The 17,302-nt window shown below is 47.4% G+C and carries 17 protein-coding genes; 1 reads left to right on the top strand and 16 read right to left on the bottom strand.

The genetic code is table 11. The features are described from left to right. Positions 1-2: 2 nt before the first annotated feature. The 11 genes from CWI82_RS03715 to topA all read right to left on the bottom strand — a co-directional run bounded on the left by CWI82_RS03715 (position 3) and on the right by topA (position 10,775). The gene (locus tag CWI82_RS03715; protein ID WP_130202715.1) at positions 3-719 is read right to left on the bottom strand and encodes a TadE/TadG family type IV pilus assembly protein; all 717 of its coding nucleotides are present in this window, start codon (positions 717-719) and stop codon (positions 3-5) included. Next, complete coding sequence (locus CWI82_RS03710; RefSeq protein WP_130202714.1) at positions 694-1,413, bottom strand: type II secretion system protein; 720 nt, start codon at positions 1,411-1,413, stop codon at positions 694-696. The genes CWI82_RS03715 and CWI82_RS03710 overlap by 26 nt, the downstream gene beginning before the upstream one ends. Positions 1,414-1,431: 18 nt before the next feature. After that, positions 1,432-1,647, bottom strand: a complete 216-nt coding sequence (locus CWI82_RS03705; RefSeq protein WP_130202713.1) for a hypothetical protein — start codon at positions 1,645-1,647, stop codon at positions 1,432-1,434. A gap of 6 nt (positions 1,648-1,653) precedes the next feature. After that, complete coding sequence (locus tag CWI82_RS03700) at positions 1,654-2,094, bottom strand: type II secretion system protein (RefSeq protein WP_233340186.1); 441 nt, start codon at positions 2,092-2,094, stop codon at positions 1,654-1,656. 44 nt (positions 2,095-2,138) lie between these two features. Continuing rightward, positions 2,139-3,161, bottom strand: coding sequence for a type II secretion system F family protein (locus CWI82_RS03695; RefSeq protein ID WP_130202712.1), 1,023 nt, complete (start codon positions 3,159-3,161; stop codon positions 2,139-2,141). After that, positions 3,152-4,540: a GspE/PulE family protein gene (locus CWI82_RS03690; RefSeq protein WP_130202711.1), complete on the bottom strand. Its 1,389-nt coding sequence runs from the start codon at positions 4,538-4,540 to the stop codon at positions 3,152-3,154. Before CWI82_RS03690 ends, CWI82_RS03695 begins: the two co-directional genes overlap by 10 nt. Positions 4,541-4,542: 2 nt before the next feature. Further along, a complete protein-coding gene (locus CWI82_RS03685; protein WP_130202710.1) occupies positions 4,543-4,950 on the bottom strand; it encodes a hypothetical protein in 408 nt (135 codons plus the stop codon). Beyond that, positions 4,947-6,086 (bottom strand): hypothetical protein, encoded by a 1,140-nt coding sequence (locus CWI82_RS03680; protein ID WP_130202709.1) that lies wholly within the window; start codon positions 6,084-6,086, stop codon positions 4,947-4,949. Before CWI82_RS03680 ends, CWI82_RS03685 begins: the two co-directional genes overlap by 4 nt. Further along, entirely contained in the window at positions 6,086-7,567 is a 1,482-nt protein-coding gene (locus CWI82_RS03675) for a hypothetical protein (RefSeq protein ID WP_130202708.1), read from the bottom strand. Before CWI82_RS03675 ends, CWI82_RS03680 begins: the two co-directional genes overlap by 1 nt. Next, the gene (locus CWI82_RS03670) at positions 7,564-8,034 is read right to left on the bottom strand and encodes a hypothetical protein (RefSeq protein WP_130202707.1); all 471 of its coding nucleotides are present in this window, start codon (positions 8,032-8,034) and stop codon (positions 7,564-7,566) included. The genes CWI82_RS03675 and CWI82_RS03670 overlap by 4 nt, the downstream gene beginning before the upstream one ends. A gap of 107 nt (positions 8,035-8,141) precedes the next feature. Next, the gene (gene topA, locus CWI82_RS03665; protein WP_130202706.1) at positions 8,142-10,775 is read right to left on the bottom strand and encodes a type I DNA topoisomerase; all 2,634 of its coding nucleotides are present in this window, start codon (positions 10,773-10,775) and stop codon (positions 8,142-8,144) included. A gap of 246 nt (positions 10,776-11,021) precedes the next feature. On the opposite strand from topA, the gene astB reads away from it, so the two are divergent. Next, complete coding sequence (astB, locus tag CWI82_RS03660) at positions 11,022-12,359, top strand: N-succinylarginine dihydrolase (protein WP_092855853.1); 1,338 nt, start codon at positions 11,022-11,024, stop codon at positions 12,357-12,359. A 62-nt stretch (positions 12,360-12,421) separates the two neighbouring features. Here the strand turns inward: astB and purF are convergent, their stop codons facing one another. The 5 genes from purF to accD form a co-directional block, all read right to left on the bottom strand. Beyond that, positions 12,422-13,936 (bottom strand): amidophosphoribosyltransferase, encoded by a 1,515-nt coding sequence (gene purF, locus CWI82_RS03655; RefSeq protein ID WP_092855854.1) that lies wholly within the window; start codon positions 13,934-13,936, stop codon positions 12,422-12,424. 15 nt (positions 13,937-13,951) lie between these two features. Next, on the bottom strand, positions 13,952-14,443 hold the full coding sequence (locus CWI82_RS03650) for a CvpA family protein (RefSeq protein ID WP_092855856.1): 492 nt from the start codon (positions 14,441-14,443) through the stop codon (positions 13,952-13,954). A 72-nt stretch (positions 14,444-14,515) separates the two neighbouring features. Next, positions 14,516-15,055 carry an SPOR domain-containing protein gene (locus CWI82_RS03645; protein ID WP_092855863.1) on the bottom strand — a complete coding sequence of 180 codons (540 nt, stop codon included), beginning with the start codon at positions 15,053-15,055 and terminating at the stop codon, positions 14,516-14,518. Between the two features lie 3 nt (positions 15,056-15,058). After that, positions 15,059-16,354: a bifunctional tetrahydrofolate synthase/dihydrofolate synthase gene (folC, locus tag CWI82_RS03640; protein WP_130202705.1), complete on the bottom strand. Its 1,296-nt coding sequence runs from the start codon at positions 16,352-16,354 to the stop codon at positions 15,059-15,061. Positions 16,355-16,357: 3 nt separating this feature from the next. Then, the gene (accD, locus tag CWI82_RS03635; RefSeq protein ID WP_130202704.1) at positions 16,358-17,221 is read right to left on the bottom strand and encodes an acetyl-CoA carboxylase, carboxyltransferase subunit beta; all 864 of its coding nucleotides are present in this window, start codon (positions 17,219-17,221) and stop codon (positions 16,358-16,360) included. Between the last annotated feature and the right edge of the window lie 81 nt (positions 17,222-17,302).

Below are 17,302 nucleotides of genomic sequence, written 5' to 3'. Positions count from 1 at the left end.
CTCTACTCTGTTGTTCTAAACCCTGATAGCATCGGTCCTTTACGCCGCGTTATCAGGGGCCAGAGCGGTTTGCCAATAATCGTCTCACGCAATCGGCAAAAACGCTGCGCTTCGCTATTCATCAACTGATGCCAGTTTTGTAATGCACTTGCAACAAAAGGTATCTCAAGTGGCAAACACCACCAAATTTCAATATCAAGCTGACGTGCGTCAAGCCAAGCTGCTGGATCGTCGCTGTTTTTAGCTCGCTCAATAGCATGATCAATTGAAACTTCAGTCACCCAGTTGTTTAATCTCAGATCAAAGCGCCGCTCAGAATAATTTTTAAACGCAGCATCATCAGGGCTGTGAACAATAATTTTAGCGGCGAGTTTTGCATGGATTAAAGTCTCTAATGTCGCTTTCCATACGTGTTCTCTTAAGCTTTCTAGCTCAGTAGTTGAGTCTTTATCATGCCATTGCAATTTAGTGCTCGCCATACCGGTTGCCAACACATTCAACATTTTGCTTTTACTACCGTGTTGTATTTGTCCTGCACGTAGCACGTAGTGGCTTGTTTGATGCAATGTATGTTGCGCCCAGAAAATCCAAACAAGTTGCAGACTTGCGATAATCAGCCAAGTTATTAATGGCAAAATAATCAAAGCTTCTACAGAGACAGCGCCACATTGATACGCATGATACCGACTTTTTCTAACTGCATTTGCCTTGAAGTTCACATTGCTTCCACAGTTGAATATATTCAGCAAGTCGATCTGATACTTCCTGTAAACTTGTTGTGGGTGTAATAACGTCCTGAGCATAGACTGTTGTGACAATTAGTTCTGTCGTTTTCACTGACGTTGCCTCTAATTCATCAGCTCTGATAGTCTCGACGGTTAGCCGTTGGGTATCTAAATTATTGATGTCAATAATATCGAATTGGCCCATATCTAAGTCGGTTGCCATTGTATTAAGATGAGGGGCATCAGTTTGTTCTAATCGATGCAAATAATCTTCATTGGTGGCATTACTCGGACGCGGCTGCCACACCGGCATAACAACCTCGTTGCCACGAACGAATGCTCCCGCAATCTGTCGCACGAACCATTGCGCCTGATCTAATGAGGGGGCGCTAACACTTAATTCAAGCCAATTTTCTCCAAGCGTAAACTGCCATTCTTGATGCCATGGGAAACGCAATATAGCGAGCTCTTGTTCAGTAAAGAGATCACGAGTGGTAGCCGGGGGTGCACCGTTTTCGGCCCAAAAATCACTAGCCGCAAGGTTGACTTGCTCGGCGTCTACAAGCCATCCCTGCCGCTGTTGCTGCGATGATTTGAACAACCATGCTTGATTAATCATTAATAATAAAGAGCTAACAATCACCACCGCCGTAATTACCTCGAGCATGACAAATCCTTGTTGTCTCATAATGCCTCCATGCAGTATCTACATTGCATCTGCAAACTTGTGATACTGAGAAAGTTGCGTGTCTAATCTTTGTTTTATCAAACGATGATTAATCCATGCACCGTTGTCATACGACTTAATTGCGGTGTTTAAACTGGGAAGCATCACCCCCATACTCGCTATAAACACCGCCAGAATAGCTATGCCAACGGTCGATTCCAGCAGCATAAATCCGCGCGACTTGACCCACTTCACAGTCATCTATCCTTGAAAACGCAGTGTTAATGTATCACCGGAGAAGGTGCTAGAAATCGCATAATCAGTAAAGTCATAAGCTAAACGAGCGCCCTCTGCAGCTTGCTCAATACCGCTTACAGTAATGACATAAACCGACGTATCGGTGCCATCAACAGCAATTGCGATATCACCGCCCCAGGGGTTAATGCTGCTCCCTGCTCCCCAAATTTCAGGTACAGCCGCAATACTAGACATTGCACTCATGCTAATACCGGTTAAGTCACCGGTTCGAGGGCGCCAAAGCTGGGCGCCAGATTGAATAGTAATAATCTGACTTTTGGCCTCGCTAATGCGCGAGTTGCCCACCGCCCAGTCTCGTAAGGCCAATGAACCAATGGTGGCAAGCGCAATAATTGAAAGTACCGTCAGCACTTCGATAAAAGTAAATCCTTTTTGAGATTGCATAATTAACACTCCGTTGTTTTGTGAAAAAATTTAAAAGTTATAGGTCAAACGATACTTTGTTGTGTTATTGCCATTAACATGCTGCCCATACCTCCAAGCACAATAATCAACAAAGCAAAAATAAGGCTGTAACAAAAAGCTTGTAAAGCACTTCGCAACCGCCTTAAGGCCTGCAAAGCATCACGAGAAGCATAACCTGCAACACGCAATAGAGTGCCGTGCTCCGTCGCATTACGGCTACCATTACCCAAGCGAAAGAGCATACGCGGCGAGAGTAATCCACTTGCAAAAATTCGCTCTAATTTTCTCTCTCCTTCGGCAAGCTGCTGGCGCATAAAACTAAAATAATAGTTGAGCTCTTGACTACCGTAACGTTGCATAGCGGCCAACGATTTATCAAGATTACTTCCTGATTGGAGGAGAACGGTTAGCGTCTGCAGAAGTAAGACCGCATGGAAGTAACGCTGAATCATGAACGCGCCGCAACCTGCTAGCCAACGACACCAAGACCATTTGAAACGAATAACCCCTGGCGGTCCCCAAACAAGAATAAATATGATGATCACGCCACTCACCAAAATTGGTAGCCAAAGACTATGCGTCAAAACCAACAGCCACTGGCTCAATTCCGGCCAATCAGATTTAGGTAGCGATTTAGCTAGTTTTGGAATGACTCCGCGCCCGATAAATAAACTAGCGCCAAATGCTAAAATCATCATCGCAATTGGATACAGCAGAGGTTTCCAAAACTCGCGCCAAGCTGCCTGTCGCTCCACTTCAAAAAGTCGATGTTGCTGTAATAGTTGCTCTAATACCCCACTATTTTCACCAACCGCAACCAACATAACGAGATCATGAGCAAACCATTCTTGTAGGGATGTTCCGAGTGCTCGGCCGTGACTAAGCTGCCGGATTAAGTGAGCAGCAATCAATTCTTCTTGGCGTAATCTAAGTTTACGTGCATTCACTAAAAGGTCTTGGCAACACTGTAATGGACTTAACCCATCACCTAAGGCGAGGGCGAAATCTTCAAGAAATGCTAATTGACGTTGTCTACTCAAATGCATTCTTGAGCACCTAATAATTGCTCATCAAGTGTCTGCCAGCCCTGCGCTATGAGTTCGCTGCGACAATTTTCAAACTGCTTTGCTAGTAATGCTTGTCGAATATTATTGTCAATGGGTAAATACTCACTGACAATGCGACGCCCGATAACTCCTACCCCATGGCAACGCGGGCAGCCACGATCGGTGCCTTCGCAATCGATACAAATATTCGCAACTAATCGTTGCGCCAAAATTCCCCGCACAACGCCAAACTGCGCTAATGATTCTGGTGATAGCCCGAGATCGAGTAATCGACTTAACACACCAAATGTATCGTGAGCATGCACCGTTGCAGTTACCAAATGCCCAGTTAACGCTGCGGTGAAAGCAGCTTTGGCTGTTGCCTCATCACGAATTTCGCTTATTGAAATCACATCGGGATCTTCACGCAAGGCGACTTTTACCATATTCGCAAAGTTCAGCTCATGATGTTCCGCAATAACGGGTTTTTGCTCAATCTGAGGCTGAATGATTTCAATTGGGTCCTCTAACGAAATGACCTTTGCAGTTGTCGGTATTTCGGCGTTTAAAGCTGCCAAAGTAGTTGTTTTCCCCTGTCCTGTTGGCCCAGCAATAATCAATAGTCCGGATGGTTCTCTCAAAATGGCTTGGAGTCGATTAACAACATCCGCACTTAAGCCAAGTTCGTGTAAGCGCAATATTTTGCTCTGCTCTCGCTGCAAGCGCATAGTTACCGCAAAGCCATTGCGAGTGGGTGACTTCTGTACACGCAAGCGAATACGCTGAAAGCTATCGTTGTCTAATACCGACAAGGAAATACTGGCACTCGATAAGCGTTGCTCATCAAATAGCTCATGAAAATCCTCAGAGCGCGTATTCAACGCGGCGGCAATAGCCCCCGCCATCGACTCTCGGTTACGCTCAACCTTGCCAACCAAACGACCATGTACACGAAACGATAGCGCCGCATGTGTTGGAGAAAAAAGTAGGTGAATATCCGATGCCTGCAAAACCAAGGCCTGCTGCACTAGATCTTCCAATGATTGCTGTGCGCGGGTGTGATCCAGCTCAACGGTTTCAACATGTGCCGACTGCAGTTCATGGGCGGTGGCATCATGCAATAAATTGCGAATCGAACGAGCATTAGCAAGACACCATTGTGTAACGACTTCACCGTTAAGATTCGCTTGCGTCACAATATTCATCAAGGTCATAAAGTGATGTTGCCATGCCGGCAAGCTCGCGATAAGAGCACCCTCAACACTTATCAATACCGCGACATCATCTTGCATGTACTGATCGCTGACGGCGGAGCACAGCGAGAGACTCGTTTGACTCGCTGATAAACCAGTGAGCGTTTCATCGTTCAATTGATACATACCTACCACCGTTCTGTCAGTGGTAAATCGCGAAAATGCCCAAACCGAGAAATTCTTACCTTGCCTGGTTGTACTTCCGCGATAAGACTCATGGCACCTTGCACGCCATTCAGCAAACGAATCAATTCATCGCCTTTGCGCAAAACCACATGAGTTTTGTCTGCAATCGCAACGATTCCCACTAACTGATAACGCGCTAACTCATCGGCAATCTCTGATTTTTCCTCAGGTGCGGGATTCAATTCATCGATGGCATGTTTTGCTTTGGCGATTTGCAGTTCAAGTTGCAACCGTTTTGCTTCAGTTTGAGCGAGCCGTTCCTTAAGCTCACTTATTCTTAGCTTTTGGATAGTATCGTTGCTATCGAATGTAGCAGTCGTAGCTAACAGAACAGAAAGTGTCCAAATCATAATCGCGCTCCTTGCGAAATCTGCTCAAGTTGTAGTGATAGTGACCAAAAATAACCGCTCGCCTCAGCCTCGGCTGAGACTAATTGAGTCGAATCAGCATGTTGAATTAACCAGTTCAACAATGCGTCCCATTGGTTTGCATCAGTTGGATCAAACGCAGCATGTTCTATTTTCAGTCCAGATTCGCTACGAGTTATCACAAAATCAAATTGCTCTAAATTTACTGCAACAGCATTGCGACTCAGCGCTTGGCTCTGCACCGTTGGTAGTTCGCGTTCCACATAAACCGCGTTACCACTTCTGCGCAAACGCCAATCTGCAGCATTTGGAAGTTGAGCAAATAAATCTTGCTGTGAACCATAAGTAGACTGAAGCCATAGTTCCTCGCCGAATTCAGAAAGTTGCCAACGTTGAACCTGCCAGCCGGCTAAATAACTCACACTGGCAAGCAAATCGTTTAGGTGGCGCAAGTGGCTCGGCGACCAGTGCGGTCTAAGATGTTCTACCGGTTTAACTATTGTCGGCTTTGGCGCTGTCGCGACCTTTACTTGTGCTGGCCAATATACCCAACTCGTAATGACCGCACTGATTAGCGCAAAAATCATCGCGATAATAATCACACGACGCCTCAACCAAATAGGTGACCGGCGAATCGAACGTAATCTGGCACGCCGTGAACATGAGCTAAAGTCAATTTCAGGCATATCTTTGACGATGATGTCGGCGCTAATTACTGTTTCTAAAATTTGTCGTGAATGAGCCCCCCCGAATACCAAAGGGCAACTCATCCCATCAGTTGAAAACCAATGTTTGGCAATTGTAGTAAGACTTTTGATACCCAGTGCATCCGCGTTAAATTGACTGGCTCCAAGCAACGTATCGCCGTTCCAGGCGACACAAATAAGTTGATTCCCTTCCAACTGCACAAACACCGCTTTACTCAATCTAACGTGGTCTCGTACATGTATAGCGAGATCAGATTTCGCGTAATTACAGCAACAGAGCCAATAATGATTGCCTTGCTTCACCAAGCCATACTGTTCAAATCCAAGTCTTCTAGCTTCTGCAAGCCAAGTAAGAATTTGATCGCGTTGCGATGATTGTTGTCGCCAAGCTGTCACACACCAATCAATCATTAGCGCACCTCTCGACTAATGATATGAGGTGTAAGCAATACCAATGTCTCACTGTGGCGTTGTTGCTGTTCATTGCGCCCACCAAGTAGCAAGCTCCACCAGCTTTGCTGTTTTAAGGCGGCATTACGTTGGTTTTTAAGGCCACTCATTAACAGCGTTTGATCATGTGCAACCAGCGCCTTCATAAAAAACTTTTTACGATTGGTATGCGGTGTTTGAATCATCTGAGTGCCAGAGCGAACCTCATCAATTCGCTCCAGATCAGAGAGCTCAGTTGATAACTGCAGAATCACTTCGTTGGCACGAATATTTGGCAATAAATACAATTCAAAACCGGTGGTAACGACACCTGGTTGCAATACATCAGCGCGTCCCACGTTGGCTGTTGCAGCCGAGCCTGCTGCGGCAAGATAAGTTGCATTATCTTCGAGAACAATTCGCGCTATCTGATTATTTAAACTGACAATACGAGGGTGGTTACTGATCTGAACGAGTCCTTGTTGCTGCAATGCGTCGATTAATATCTGAGAGCCAGCAGCTCGTCCTTGTTGTTGCTGCCATAAAACCTGACCACCGCTGAGCGCACTGAGTTGTGCCGAGGCAAATCCTAAAACACCCTCACCACCTGCTGTTTTAAGAACCGCATCCCAGTCAATCGCAAACTGCTGCGTGTCATTGAATGTGACTTCTAAAATTTGTACATCAATGGCGACTTGACGCGTCAACCGTTCATTTTGTTGTTGTAGATAATTTTTCACCTGAGCTACATGATGTGGATAGTCGCGCACTAGCACCGATGTCGAGCTCTGATTAACCGTCAACCGACCTTCCTCGGATAACAGCAAACTTAGTGCTTGTTCTAAATCAGCCCAAACGGATAGCTTCTCATTACTAAAATTTAGATATTGTTCGCTTTGTCGAGTAACGACATTTGCTTGAGCAAAATCAGATGCAGCTGCTTGCCCTTGTTGTTGTTGATCTCGGCTCCCTAAAAAGTAACTGGTATCTCCGGCAATAAACGCGACATCGAACTCGGCCACTTCAAATTCGCGAATAAATAGGAGCTCATCCCGCCACTCCAAATGCCATCGATAACGACTCGCCATACGTTGCAATAGCTCAGCAAGCGAACCGGAAAACTGCATATGCACCGGTTGTTGCGCTAACGTTTCACTATCGAAATACGGCACAACACCATGCGGTTCTAATGCTTTGGATATTAATGTTCCAGCTGCTAAACCTTGGGCTGAAAGTGTCACCGGCTGGGCACTCCATGCCGGCAAACGCGCTGTACTTCGCGACAACGGCGGAACATAGAGCTGTTGCTTAAAACGAACATGCTCCGACTCGGGCTCTAATTCTTGCAGAATTGCTAACCGCTGACTTGCTTGCTCGTGCTGTTGCTGCAGATCCAACTGCTGAGAGCTAGAACAGCTACTAAGCCCGAAACAGAGCAAAGCAACGACGTGGTGTGCTTTCATAGCGCCTCCGCAACCTCATAACGATAACTGACAATCGCTGCATGATTAGCGAACATCGTGACAACAAAGGTATAAGGCGCCAGAATTTGCTCTAACAATGCCTCGGCATTGCTTGCTTTAAGGGTGAAATTGGTCGGCCATTGATAATGAGGAGATACACGCCAGTCTATCGTTTCGACGGCAAACTCTTTACGCAGGAATTGTTCTAGTTGCGGCTGCAATAAACCTTCATGCAATACCAATTGGCTCGCACGACTATCGGTCATTCTTGCAGGTTGCTGTTTGGCTTGGCGAGTTTCTGGCTCTGTTTGTCGTTGCGTTTGCTGTTGCGTGAGCGCAGTAACACCAGAAAATTGGTAAACCGGACATGACGTTGCAAATACTGACGTCGACCACAAGCAGCTCAGCGCTAAGCTGCTTGCGATGACGTACCGATGGACTGACGTCCGACATGGTTTAACAACCATAAAACCTCCTTGTTAACCTCACACTGCGATCCTTCGCAGTAGACTTTTAATCTAGCCCAGCTATGGGCGGCTAACAAGGCGGAGATGGCGCATTGCTGCGCCGATTATCACTTACGTTTTTTACCTTCTTGAACTTCCCATTCACCGTCGCGGTAGAACGCTTGCCAGCCTGTAGCTTTCCCGTTTACTTCGGTAATCACGTACTGTTCTTTGTTTTTGCGGCTGTAACGTACAATGGCTTCGTTGCCGTCATCGTCTTTTTCAGGCGCTTCGGTTAAATAATGAAACTTGCTTGGAATGCGATCTTTAAAGCGTTTCAGCTCGCTCACTTTCACCGCTCGAGTTTCACGTGATCGCGGGAAGGTATTTGCTGACAAGAACACACCTGAAGCGCCATCGCGCAAAACAAAATAGGCGTTTGAGTCTTCACACGGTAGCTCAGGGAACGGCACAGGATCTTCTTTTGGTGGCGCCGGTTGACCGTTTTTCAACAGCTTACGGGTGTTTTTGCACTCGCTGTTAGTACAGTCAAAATACTTACCAAAACGGCCCGTTTTGAGCTGCATCTCACTGCCACAACGGTCACATTCAAGTATCGGACCATCGTAACCTTTAATGCGGAACTCGCCCTGTTCAACCACAAAGCCGTCACATGCTGGATTGTTACCGCACACGTGAAGCTTGCGCTCTTGGTCAATCAAGTAGCTATCCATCGCGGTGCCACATTTCGGGCAACGTTTTTTCGCCCGCAATGCTATGGTTTCCGCTTCATCGTCGTCATCTTTAACGCGCACCGCTTCTTCACCTGGCAACAGGTTCATAGTTTGTGTGCAGCGCTCTTTTGGCGGCAATTCGTAACCTGAACAACCCAAGAACACACCCGTTGACGCGGTGCGAATACCCATCGGGCGACCGCACTTCGGACATTTAATGTCGGTCAGCACCATTTGGTTCGGACGCATGCCGCCTTCTTCAGGGGGCATCTCTGCTTGTTGCAATTTCGCACTGAAATCTTCGTAGAACTTGTCTAGCGTTGCTTTCCAGTTCCGTTTACCTTCAGCGATTTCATCCAGCGCCTGCTCCATTTCAGCAGTGAAGCTGTAGTTCAACAAACGCGGGAAGTTATCGACCAAGCGATCATTAACGATTTCACCCATTTTCTCGGCGTAAAAGCGGCGACTGTCAACGCGCACATAGCCACGGTCTTGAATGGTTGAAATAATCGAAGCGTAGGTTGAAGGACGGCCAATGCCGCGCTTTTCAAGCTCTTTGACCAACGATGCTTCACTGAAACGCGCTGGCGGTTTAGTGAAGTGCTGTTGCGGGTCAAGTTGCTGCAACGCTAATATTTCACCGGTTTTCACGTCTGGCAACGTTGCATCTTCGCTATTCTTCGAGCCAGCCGGTGGTTGTACTTTGGTCCAGCCCGGGAAGCGCAATACTCGACCACGTGCACGGAGTTCGTAATCTGCGGCTTGCACTGAAATGGTGGTGGCATCGTATTGTGCAGGCGTCATTTGACACGCCACAAATTGACGCCAAATTAATTCGTATAAACGCTGCGCATCGCGTTCCATATCACGCAAGCTTTCAGACTTCACGCCGACACTAGAAGGACGAATCGCTTCGTGCGCTTCTTGGGCGTTTTGCTTCGAGCCGTAAACATTCGGTTTCGCTGGCAAATAATCTGCGCCATAGTTCTTGCCAATGTAGTCACGACAGTTCGCGACAGCCTCTTGGCTCAAGTTCGTTGAGTCGGTACGCATGTAGGTAATATGACCGGCTTCGTACAAGCGCTGTGCCAACATCATCGTCTTTTTCACCCCGAAGCCCAACCGCGTGCTCGCGGCTTGCTGCAAGGTTGACGTAATGAATGGCGCCGAGGGACGGCTGCTAGTCGGTTTATCTTCGCGATCAATGACTTTGTATTGGGCACCCTTCAATGTAGCCACAGCGGCGTCGGCAGCTGCCTTATCGTTCGCTTTAAAGGTCTTGCCGAGGTGCTTTTGCACCTGCATACGCAATTCATCTTTATTTTGTGTCGCTAAATCGGCGTAAATGTCCCAATATTCTTCAGGCACAAATGCTTTAATCTCGCGCTCACGCTCAACCACTAATCGCACTGCAACCGATTGCACCCGGCCAGCTGACAAGCCACGTGCTATTTTCTTCCACAACAACGGCGACACCATGAAACCGACCACACGGTCAAGGAAGCGTCGCGTTTGCTGCGCATTAACCCGATCAATATTCAAAGCTGCCGGTTTCGAAAACGCGTCTTGAATGGCCTTCTTGGTGATTTCGTTAAACACCACCCGCTGGAATCGACTGTCATCGCCACCAATCAGTTCGCGCAGGTGCCACGCAATGGCCTCCCCTTCGCGGTCCAAATCCGTCGCGAGATAAACAGCGTCTGCTTTCGCTGCGAGTTTCTTCAGTTCAGCCACAACCTTTTCTTTACCGGGTAGTACTTCATAATGCGCTTCCCAGCCATGCTGCGGGTCGATCCCCATACGGGCAACGAGTTTCTGAAATTCGCGCTCTTGGCGGTAGGCTTCTTTTTGCTCCGGCGACATTTTGCGGACTTCCGCCGGCGGCTTGGTTTTGACGGTCGCGGTTGATTTTGTCGGTAAGTCGCGCACGTGACCCACGCTCGACTTCACCACAAAATCATTCCCTAAATATTTATTAATTGTCTTCGCTTTTGCGGGCGACTCGACAATAACTAACGCTTTTGCCATGCGACTCTCTTTTATCCGTAAGCTTGTAGGATTCTTTTTTTAGATATATCTGTTCTGCGGCCGCTACACAACCACCCTGAACAAAAATCATAAAAATACGTTTTTGCTTTATATCTATGCACGAATTCACGTACACGTGCATCAGACCAATAAAATCAAGGCGTTCAGCCCTTACGCCAAGACCAACTTGCGGGTATAATAGCCAACAATTCAACGCTTGCAACTGCAATGGAGGTTTGTTTGAGCATGCACCACTATGAAGTTAATTTCGATGGCCTTGTTGGCCCAACCCACAATTATGCCGGGCTGTCGTTCGGAAACGTTGCTTCATTAAGCAATGCTAAATCTACCTCTAGCCCAAAATCTGCGGCGAAGCAAGGCCTTGCGAAAATGAAGGCGTTGCATGATATGGGCATGGTGCAAGGTGTGTTAGCCCCGCAAGAGCGCCCTGATATTGCAACCTTACGCCGATTGGGCTTTAGCGGATCAGACGCCGACGTACTCAGTAAAGCCGCGCAGCAAGCACCTGAAATTTTTCAAGCTGTTTGCTCAGCATCAAGCATGTGGACAGCAAATGCCGCAACGGTATCACCAGGCGCCGATACGGCCGACGGTAAAGTTCATTTCACGCCGGCAAACTTAACCAACAAGTTTCATCGTTCATTAGAACCGACAACTAGCGGTCGCATTCTTCAAGCGATGTTTAATAATAGTCGCTACTTTGCACACCACACGCATTTGCCAGACAACGAGCATTTTGGTGACGAGGGAGCCGCTAACCACACGCGCCTTTGTAGTAACTATGGTCATGCTGGCGTCGAAGTGTTTACCTTTGGCCGCTATGCGTTTGACAGTAGCAAGCCAGCGCCACGTAAATTCCCAGCACGGCAAACCTTTGAAGCGTCGCAAGCCATTGCGCGATTACACGGTTTAAGCGATGACAATACCGTGTACATCCAGCAAAACCCTGAGGTGATTGATCAAGGTGTTTTTCACAACGACGTCATTGCTGTGGGTAACCAAAACGTGATGTTCTATCATGAACAAGCGTTTTTAGATACCGAGGCGAAATTTGCCGAAATTCAACGTAAATTTGGCGAAGAACCAGTTCACTTCGTCGAAGTTAAGACGTCTGAAGTTTCAGTTGAAGATGCCGTACAAACCTACTTATTCAACACCCAACTGCTGACCATGCAAGATGGCACTATGGCGATTATTGCGCCAACTGAGTGCCAGGAAAATCCGCGCGTTGCGGCCTACTTAGCAGAGCTCGTGACACGTAACACACCAATTCGCCAAGTGCACTACTTTGATGTCAAACAAAGCATGCGTAACGGCGGTGGCCCTGCATGTTTACGTTTGCGTGTGGCGTTAAACGACACGGAATTAGCGGCGGTTAATCCTGCGGTTATTATGAACGACGAATTATTCGCTCGTTTAAATCAGTGGGTTGATAAGCACTATCGTGATGAACTCAGTGTCGCTGATTTACGTGATCCGCAGCTGTTGATGGAATCACGCACTGCACTTGATGAGCTGACTCAGATTTTGAAACTGGGTTCAGTCTATCCGTTCCAGCTTTAATCGCTATCTAACGAAAAACGGACGCCTTGGCGTCCGTTTTTTTTATGACTGACTGACTTGTCTTATTCGTCTTCGTTGTGAAGCTCTAAATTGGCATCTTCGCTTTGATCGCTACCATGGCGAGCAACATCATTACGCGCAGCATCAAGACGATCCAAATAGCTTTGGTTGATATCGCCAGTGATATACTCACCGTTAAATACCGATGTCTCAAAGCGCGTGATCTCTTTATTTTCTTGCTGAACTGCCGCAATCAAATCGTCGAGTTCTTGGTAAATCAAACCATCCGCTTTAATCAAGTCGTTGATTTCTGATGCTTCACGACCATGACCAATTAACTCGTTCGCACTTGGCATATCAATCCCGTAAACGTTCGGGAAACGAATCTCTGGTGCGGCCGAGGCGAAATAAACTTTCTTAGCACCAGCTTCACGAGCCATCTCAATGATTTGCTCAGAAGTCGTACCACGTACAATCGAGTCGTCGACTAACAAGACATTTTTGCCACGGAATTCAGCACTAATCGCGTTCAGTTTGCGACGTACTGACTTACGCCGTTGGGTTTGTCCCGGCATAATAAAAGTACGACCAATATAGCGATTTTTTACAAAGCCTTGGCGATACGGTAAATCCAACACATTCGCCATTTCCAAAGCGATATCACAGCTGGTTTCTGGAATTGGAATCACCACATCGATATCTAAATCGGCGTAGTCGCGTTTCACTTTTTCGCCAAGTTTACGGCCCATGTTCACGCGTGATGCATACACGGATACTTTGTCGATAAATGAATCAGGACGAGCAAAGTAAACATATTCAAAAATACATGGGCAATGTTGCGGATTATCTGCACACTGACGCGAGAACAATTCCCCATCTTCGCTGATATAAATCGCTTCGCCTGGCTCTACATCGCGAACGTATTTAAACCCGGTACCATCAACGGCAACACTCTCCGACGCAACAATGTATTCGTTGCCATTCGCCGTTTCACGCATACCCAATACCAACGGACGAATCCCCCACGGGTCGCGGAATGCAACGATACCATGACCAATAATCATGGCAACCACGGCATAGGCACCGCGAATTTGACGGTGCACTCGCGCAACAGTTGCAAATACATCTTCTGGTGTGAGGTGCAAACTCTCCTGCTGATAAAGTTCGTGGGCGAACACGTTCAGCAGAATTTCTGAATCTGAGGTAGTGTTAATGTGGCGACGCGCTTTGGCAAACAGTTGCTCTTGCAACTCGTGTGCATTGGTCAAGTTACCATTGTGAGCCATCGCAATACCAAACGGTGAATTCACATAAAATGGCTGCGCTTCAGCAGAGCTTGAACTGCCTGCCGTTGGGTAACGAACATGACCAATCCCAATACGGCCTTGTAGTCGGTGCATATGGCGCGTGTGAAACACGTCGCGCACTAAACCATTGGCCTTACGTAAACGCAGTGTTCCGTTATCAACGGTCATGATACCGGCGGCATCTTGGCCACGATGCTGTAGCATCGTTAAACCGTCATACAACGCTTGATTGACTGGGTCTTTACCTACAATTCCAACAATGCCACACATGCAACGACAACCTCATTAAACATTTTGGGGTAAGAAACTTGAAGTATTTTCCAAGTATTCAAAAAACCACTGAATGACCACACCGAAATGTGGAATCAGATTTGAAGCTTGCCACCATGGTTCATCAGATAAGCCCGTGAATGAATCCATGAAAAATAGCAATGCGGCGACTATTAATACGCCACGTAATGCTCCAAACAGCGCACCTAACAGCCGGTCGGTACCGGTTAAACCGGTGCTCTCAACTAGGCGGCCAATTAAATAATTCACTAGTGAGCCAACAATCAAGGTCGCTATAAACAGCGCTGCGACGGCTGCGGCGTTACGCAGCATCGTATCTTGAATGCCAGTAAACAACGTCGCGAGGTCGAGATAGAAAAACTTTGCGATAAAAAAGGCAGCCACCCAAATGGCTAATGACAGTGCTTCTTTCACGAAGCCTCGGGTTAAGCTGATTAACGTCGAAAGACCTATTACCACTAAAATCGCGATATCAATCCAGACCATTGTTAGCATTCCCTAGCGGATTAAAATTTCGCGCGAATTGTATCAGAAAGGCGGACATTTTGCGCAAATTTATTAAGGTTCGTAGCGAAAAACTCGACCACGGAGATCGGTTAATTCCCGTAACTTTGGTAAATCAGCTTCAAGCTCTTCTTTCACCAAGCCTGGCCCAACTAATAGTTTATTGCGGGGGCCATCAGCGGTTTGAACTACCTCGCGGTAAGCAGGATAGCCGGCCGCACGTAGCTCTTTCACTAAGCGATCAACTGATGCTTGATTGCGGAATACACCGAGTTGAATAATCCAACCTGGTTGTTGTAGCTCGGCGTTGCTTGGCGCCTCTGGCGTGCGTTGTTGTGCGGTTTTAATTGGCGGGGCATCATCAGCATCAAGCTCAAGTGTTTCGACTTGTTCCAATGACGCGGGTAGCTTTTCTTGTTCAGGTACCTTTTGTGCAGGCACTTCGGCTACTTCGACATCCGGCTGTAATGGAATCGTTTCAAACGACTCGCGTTGTTGTTGCGGCTTACCGTCAAATAACTCCGGTAAAATAATTACTGCGAGGGCAATAAGAATAACGCTGCCGACAATTCTATTTTGCAACTGCGAGGCCATGAACTACTCCGTTGTTGGAATTTTCCCTACAGTGTAAAACGAGCCGCAGACCAATACCAGAGGTTGTGTTGATTGCATGGTTAAGGACATCGCTAGCGCATCTTCCTGAGCCTTCTGGTATGCGACGGTCACACTCTCAAAACATTCGGTATAATTCGCTTCCGATGGGGCGTTTTCAAGCAATTGCGCAGCACTTGCGCCACGTGGTTCGGCCAAGCTCGCAAAATACCAACGTGATACCGCTGGCTGCAAAGCAGCGAGTGTTCCTGCAATGTCCTTATCATGCAACATCCCAACAACCGCAAAAATCTCGCGTTGTGGATAGCGATGCGCCAAGGCTTGCACCAGATAGTTTGCTGCATGCGGATTATGAGCAACATCAAGCAACGTATCGATATGATGTTGCTTATCACCGGAAACAAATTGTAGACGCCCAGGCTCTCTTGCCTGATTTAATCCATCTCTAATCGCTTGGTCGGAAACCGGCAATTTACTTGCCGCTAACGCCGCGATGGCGGTTGCAGCATTAGGCAATGGCAACTGCGGTAACGGTAAGTCTTGCAGAAAATTATGACTATCACGAAACTGCCAAGTATCGGCACCGGTCACACGATAATGAAAATCCTGACCAACCCGATGTAATTGAACATCTTGTTCCAGCGCCGCAGTAGCAACTGCATTTGGAAAATCAGGTTCACCCACAATTGCCGGGCGATGCGGCCGGAAAATACCCGCCTTTTCACGCGCAATGCCGGTACGGTCGTCACCCAAAAAACCAATATGGTCAATACCGACACTGGTCAACAGCGCCACATCTGCATTAATAATATTTACGGCGTCAAGGCGTCCACCTAGACCAACCTCTAGAATCCAGGCATCTAAATCACGCTGTTTCATCAGCCACAGCGCAGCAAGCGTGCCAAATTCAAAATAAGTTAATGAGATATCGCCGCGAACCTCTTCAATGGCAGCAAATGCCGCCACGTGTTCCTGCTCAGCTAGCTGAAGGGCATTAATGCGTACACGTTCGGCGTAATGGTGTAGATGCGGTGAGATATATACACCGGTATTGTAGCCCGCACAGCGAAGTATGGTTTCAAGATAACGAACCGTTGAGCCTTTGCCATTGGTTCCGGCAACGGTAAAAACCTGCGCCGAAGTTGTGGTGAGGTCTAAACGTTCTGCAACAGTTTTCACGCGTTCTAGCCCCATATCAATGGCACTAGGATGCAACTGCTCTAAATAACTCAGCCAGGCATCTAGCCCGGCTGAATTAGAGGGTTTCATTGCGGCTGTCATTGCTTAGTATTCGTCAGCAACAGCCGGCAGATGTTGGAATTTTGCCAATAATGCGGCAATTCGATTACGCATCTGACGACGATCCACAATCATATCCACTGCGCCGTGCTCCACTAAGAACTCAGCACGTTGGAAGCCTTCAGGTAATGTCTCACGGACAGTTTGCTCGATAACTCGAGGGCCGGCGAAACCAATCAACGCTTTTGGTTCGGCAATATTGATATCACCAAGCATCGCTAAACTGGCCGATACACCACCCATCGTTGGGTCAGTTAATACCGAAATAAATGGAATGCCTTCTTCGCTCATACGCGCAAGCGCAGCCGATGTTTTCGCCATTTGCATCAATGACAACAAGGCTTCTTGCATACGGGCACCACCTGATGCTGAGAAGCAGACAAGAGGAATGCGTTCACGCAAGCAAACTTCAGCAGCTTTGACAAAGCGCGCGCCAACCACCGATGCCATTGAACCGCCCATAAAGTCGAATTCAAACGCCACAGCAACGACTGGCATGCCTTTTAAGCGGCCTTTTTGAGCGATCAACGCATCTTTCTCACCGGTAGCCTTCTGCGCTGCAGCGATACGGTCTTTATATTTCTTCGAATCACGAAACTTTAGAACATCCTTTGGCTCAAGTTCGGCACCGAGTTCTTCACCTTTGCCGTCGTCAAGAAAGTTTGCGAGGCGCACGCGTGCAGAAACGCGCATGTGATGGTCACATTTCGGACAAACATTCAAGCTGCGTTCTAAATCAGCACTGTAGAGAATAGCATCACAACTGGTGCACTTCGCCCACACGCCTTCTGGAATGTTGCGACGTTTGTTGCTCTTCGGTTTTGCGAGAATTCGCTCTATCCAACTCATAATATTCCGTTGTTAACTTGTTCGGTCATCTGGCGTAATTGCCAATAAATACGCTCTATTAAAGCATATTCTATGAAATCA

The organism is Pseudidiomarina tainanensis (assembly GCF_004214835.1).
Classification (GTDB): Bacteria; Pseudomonadota; Gammaproteobacteria; order Enterobacterales; family Alteromonadaceae; genus Pseudidiomarina; species Pseudidiomarina tainanensis.
This window is presented reverse-complemented; position numbering and strand designations above follow the sequence as displayed.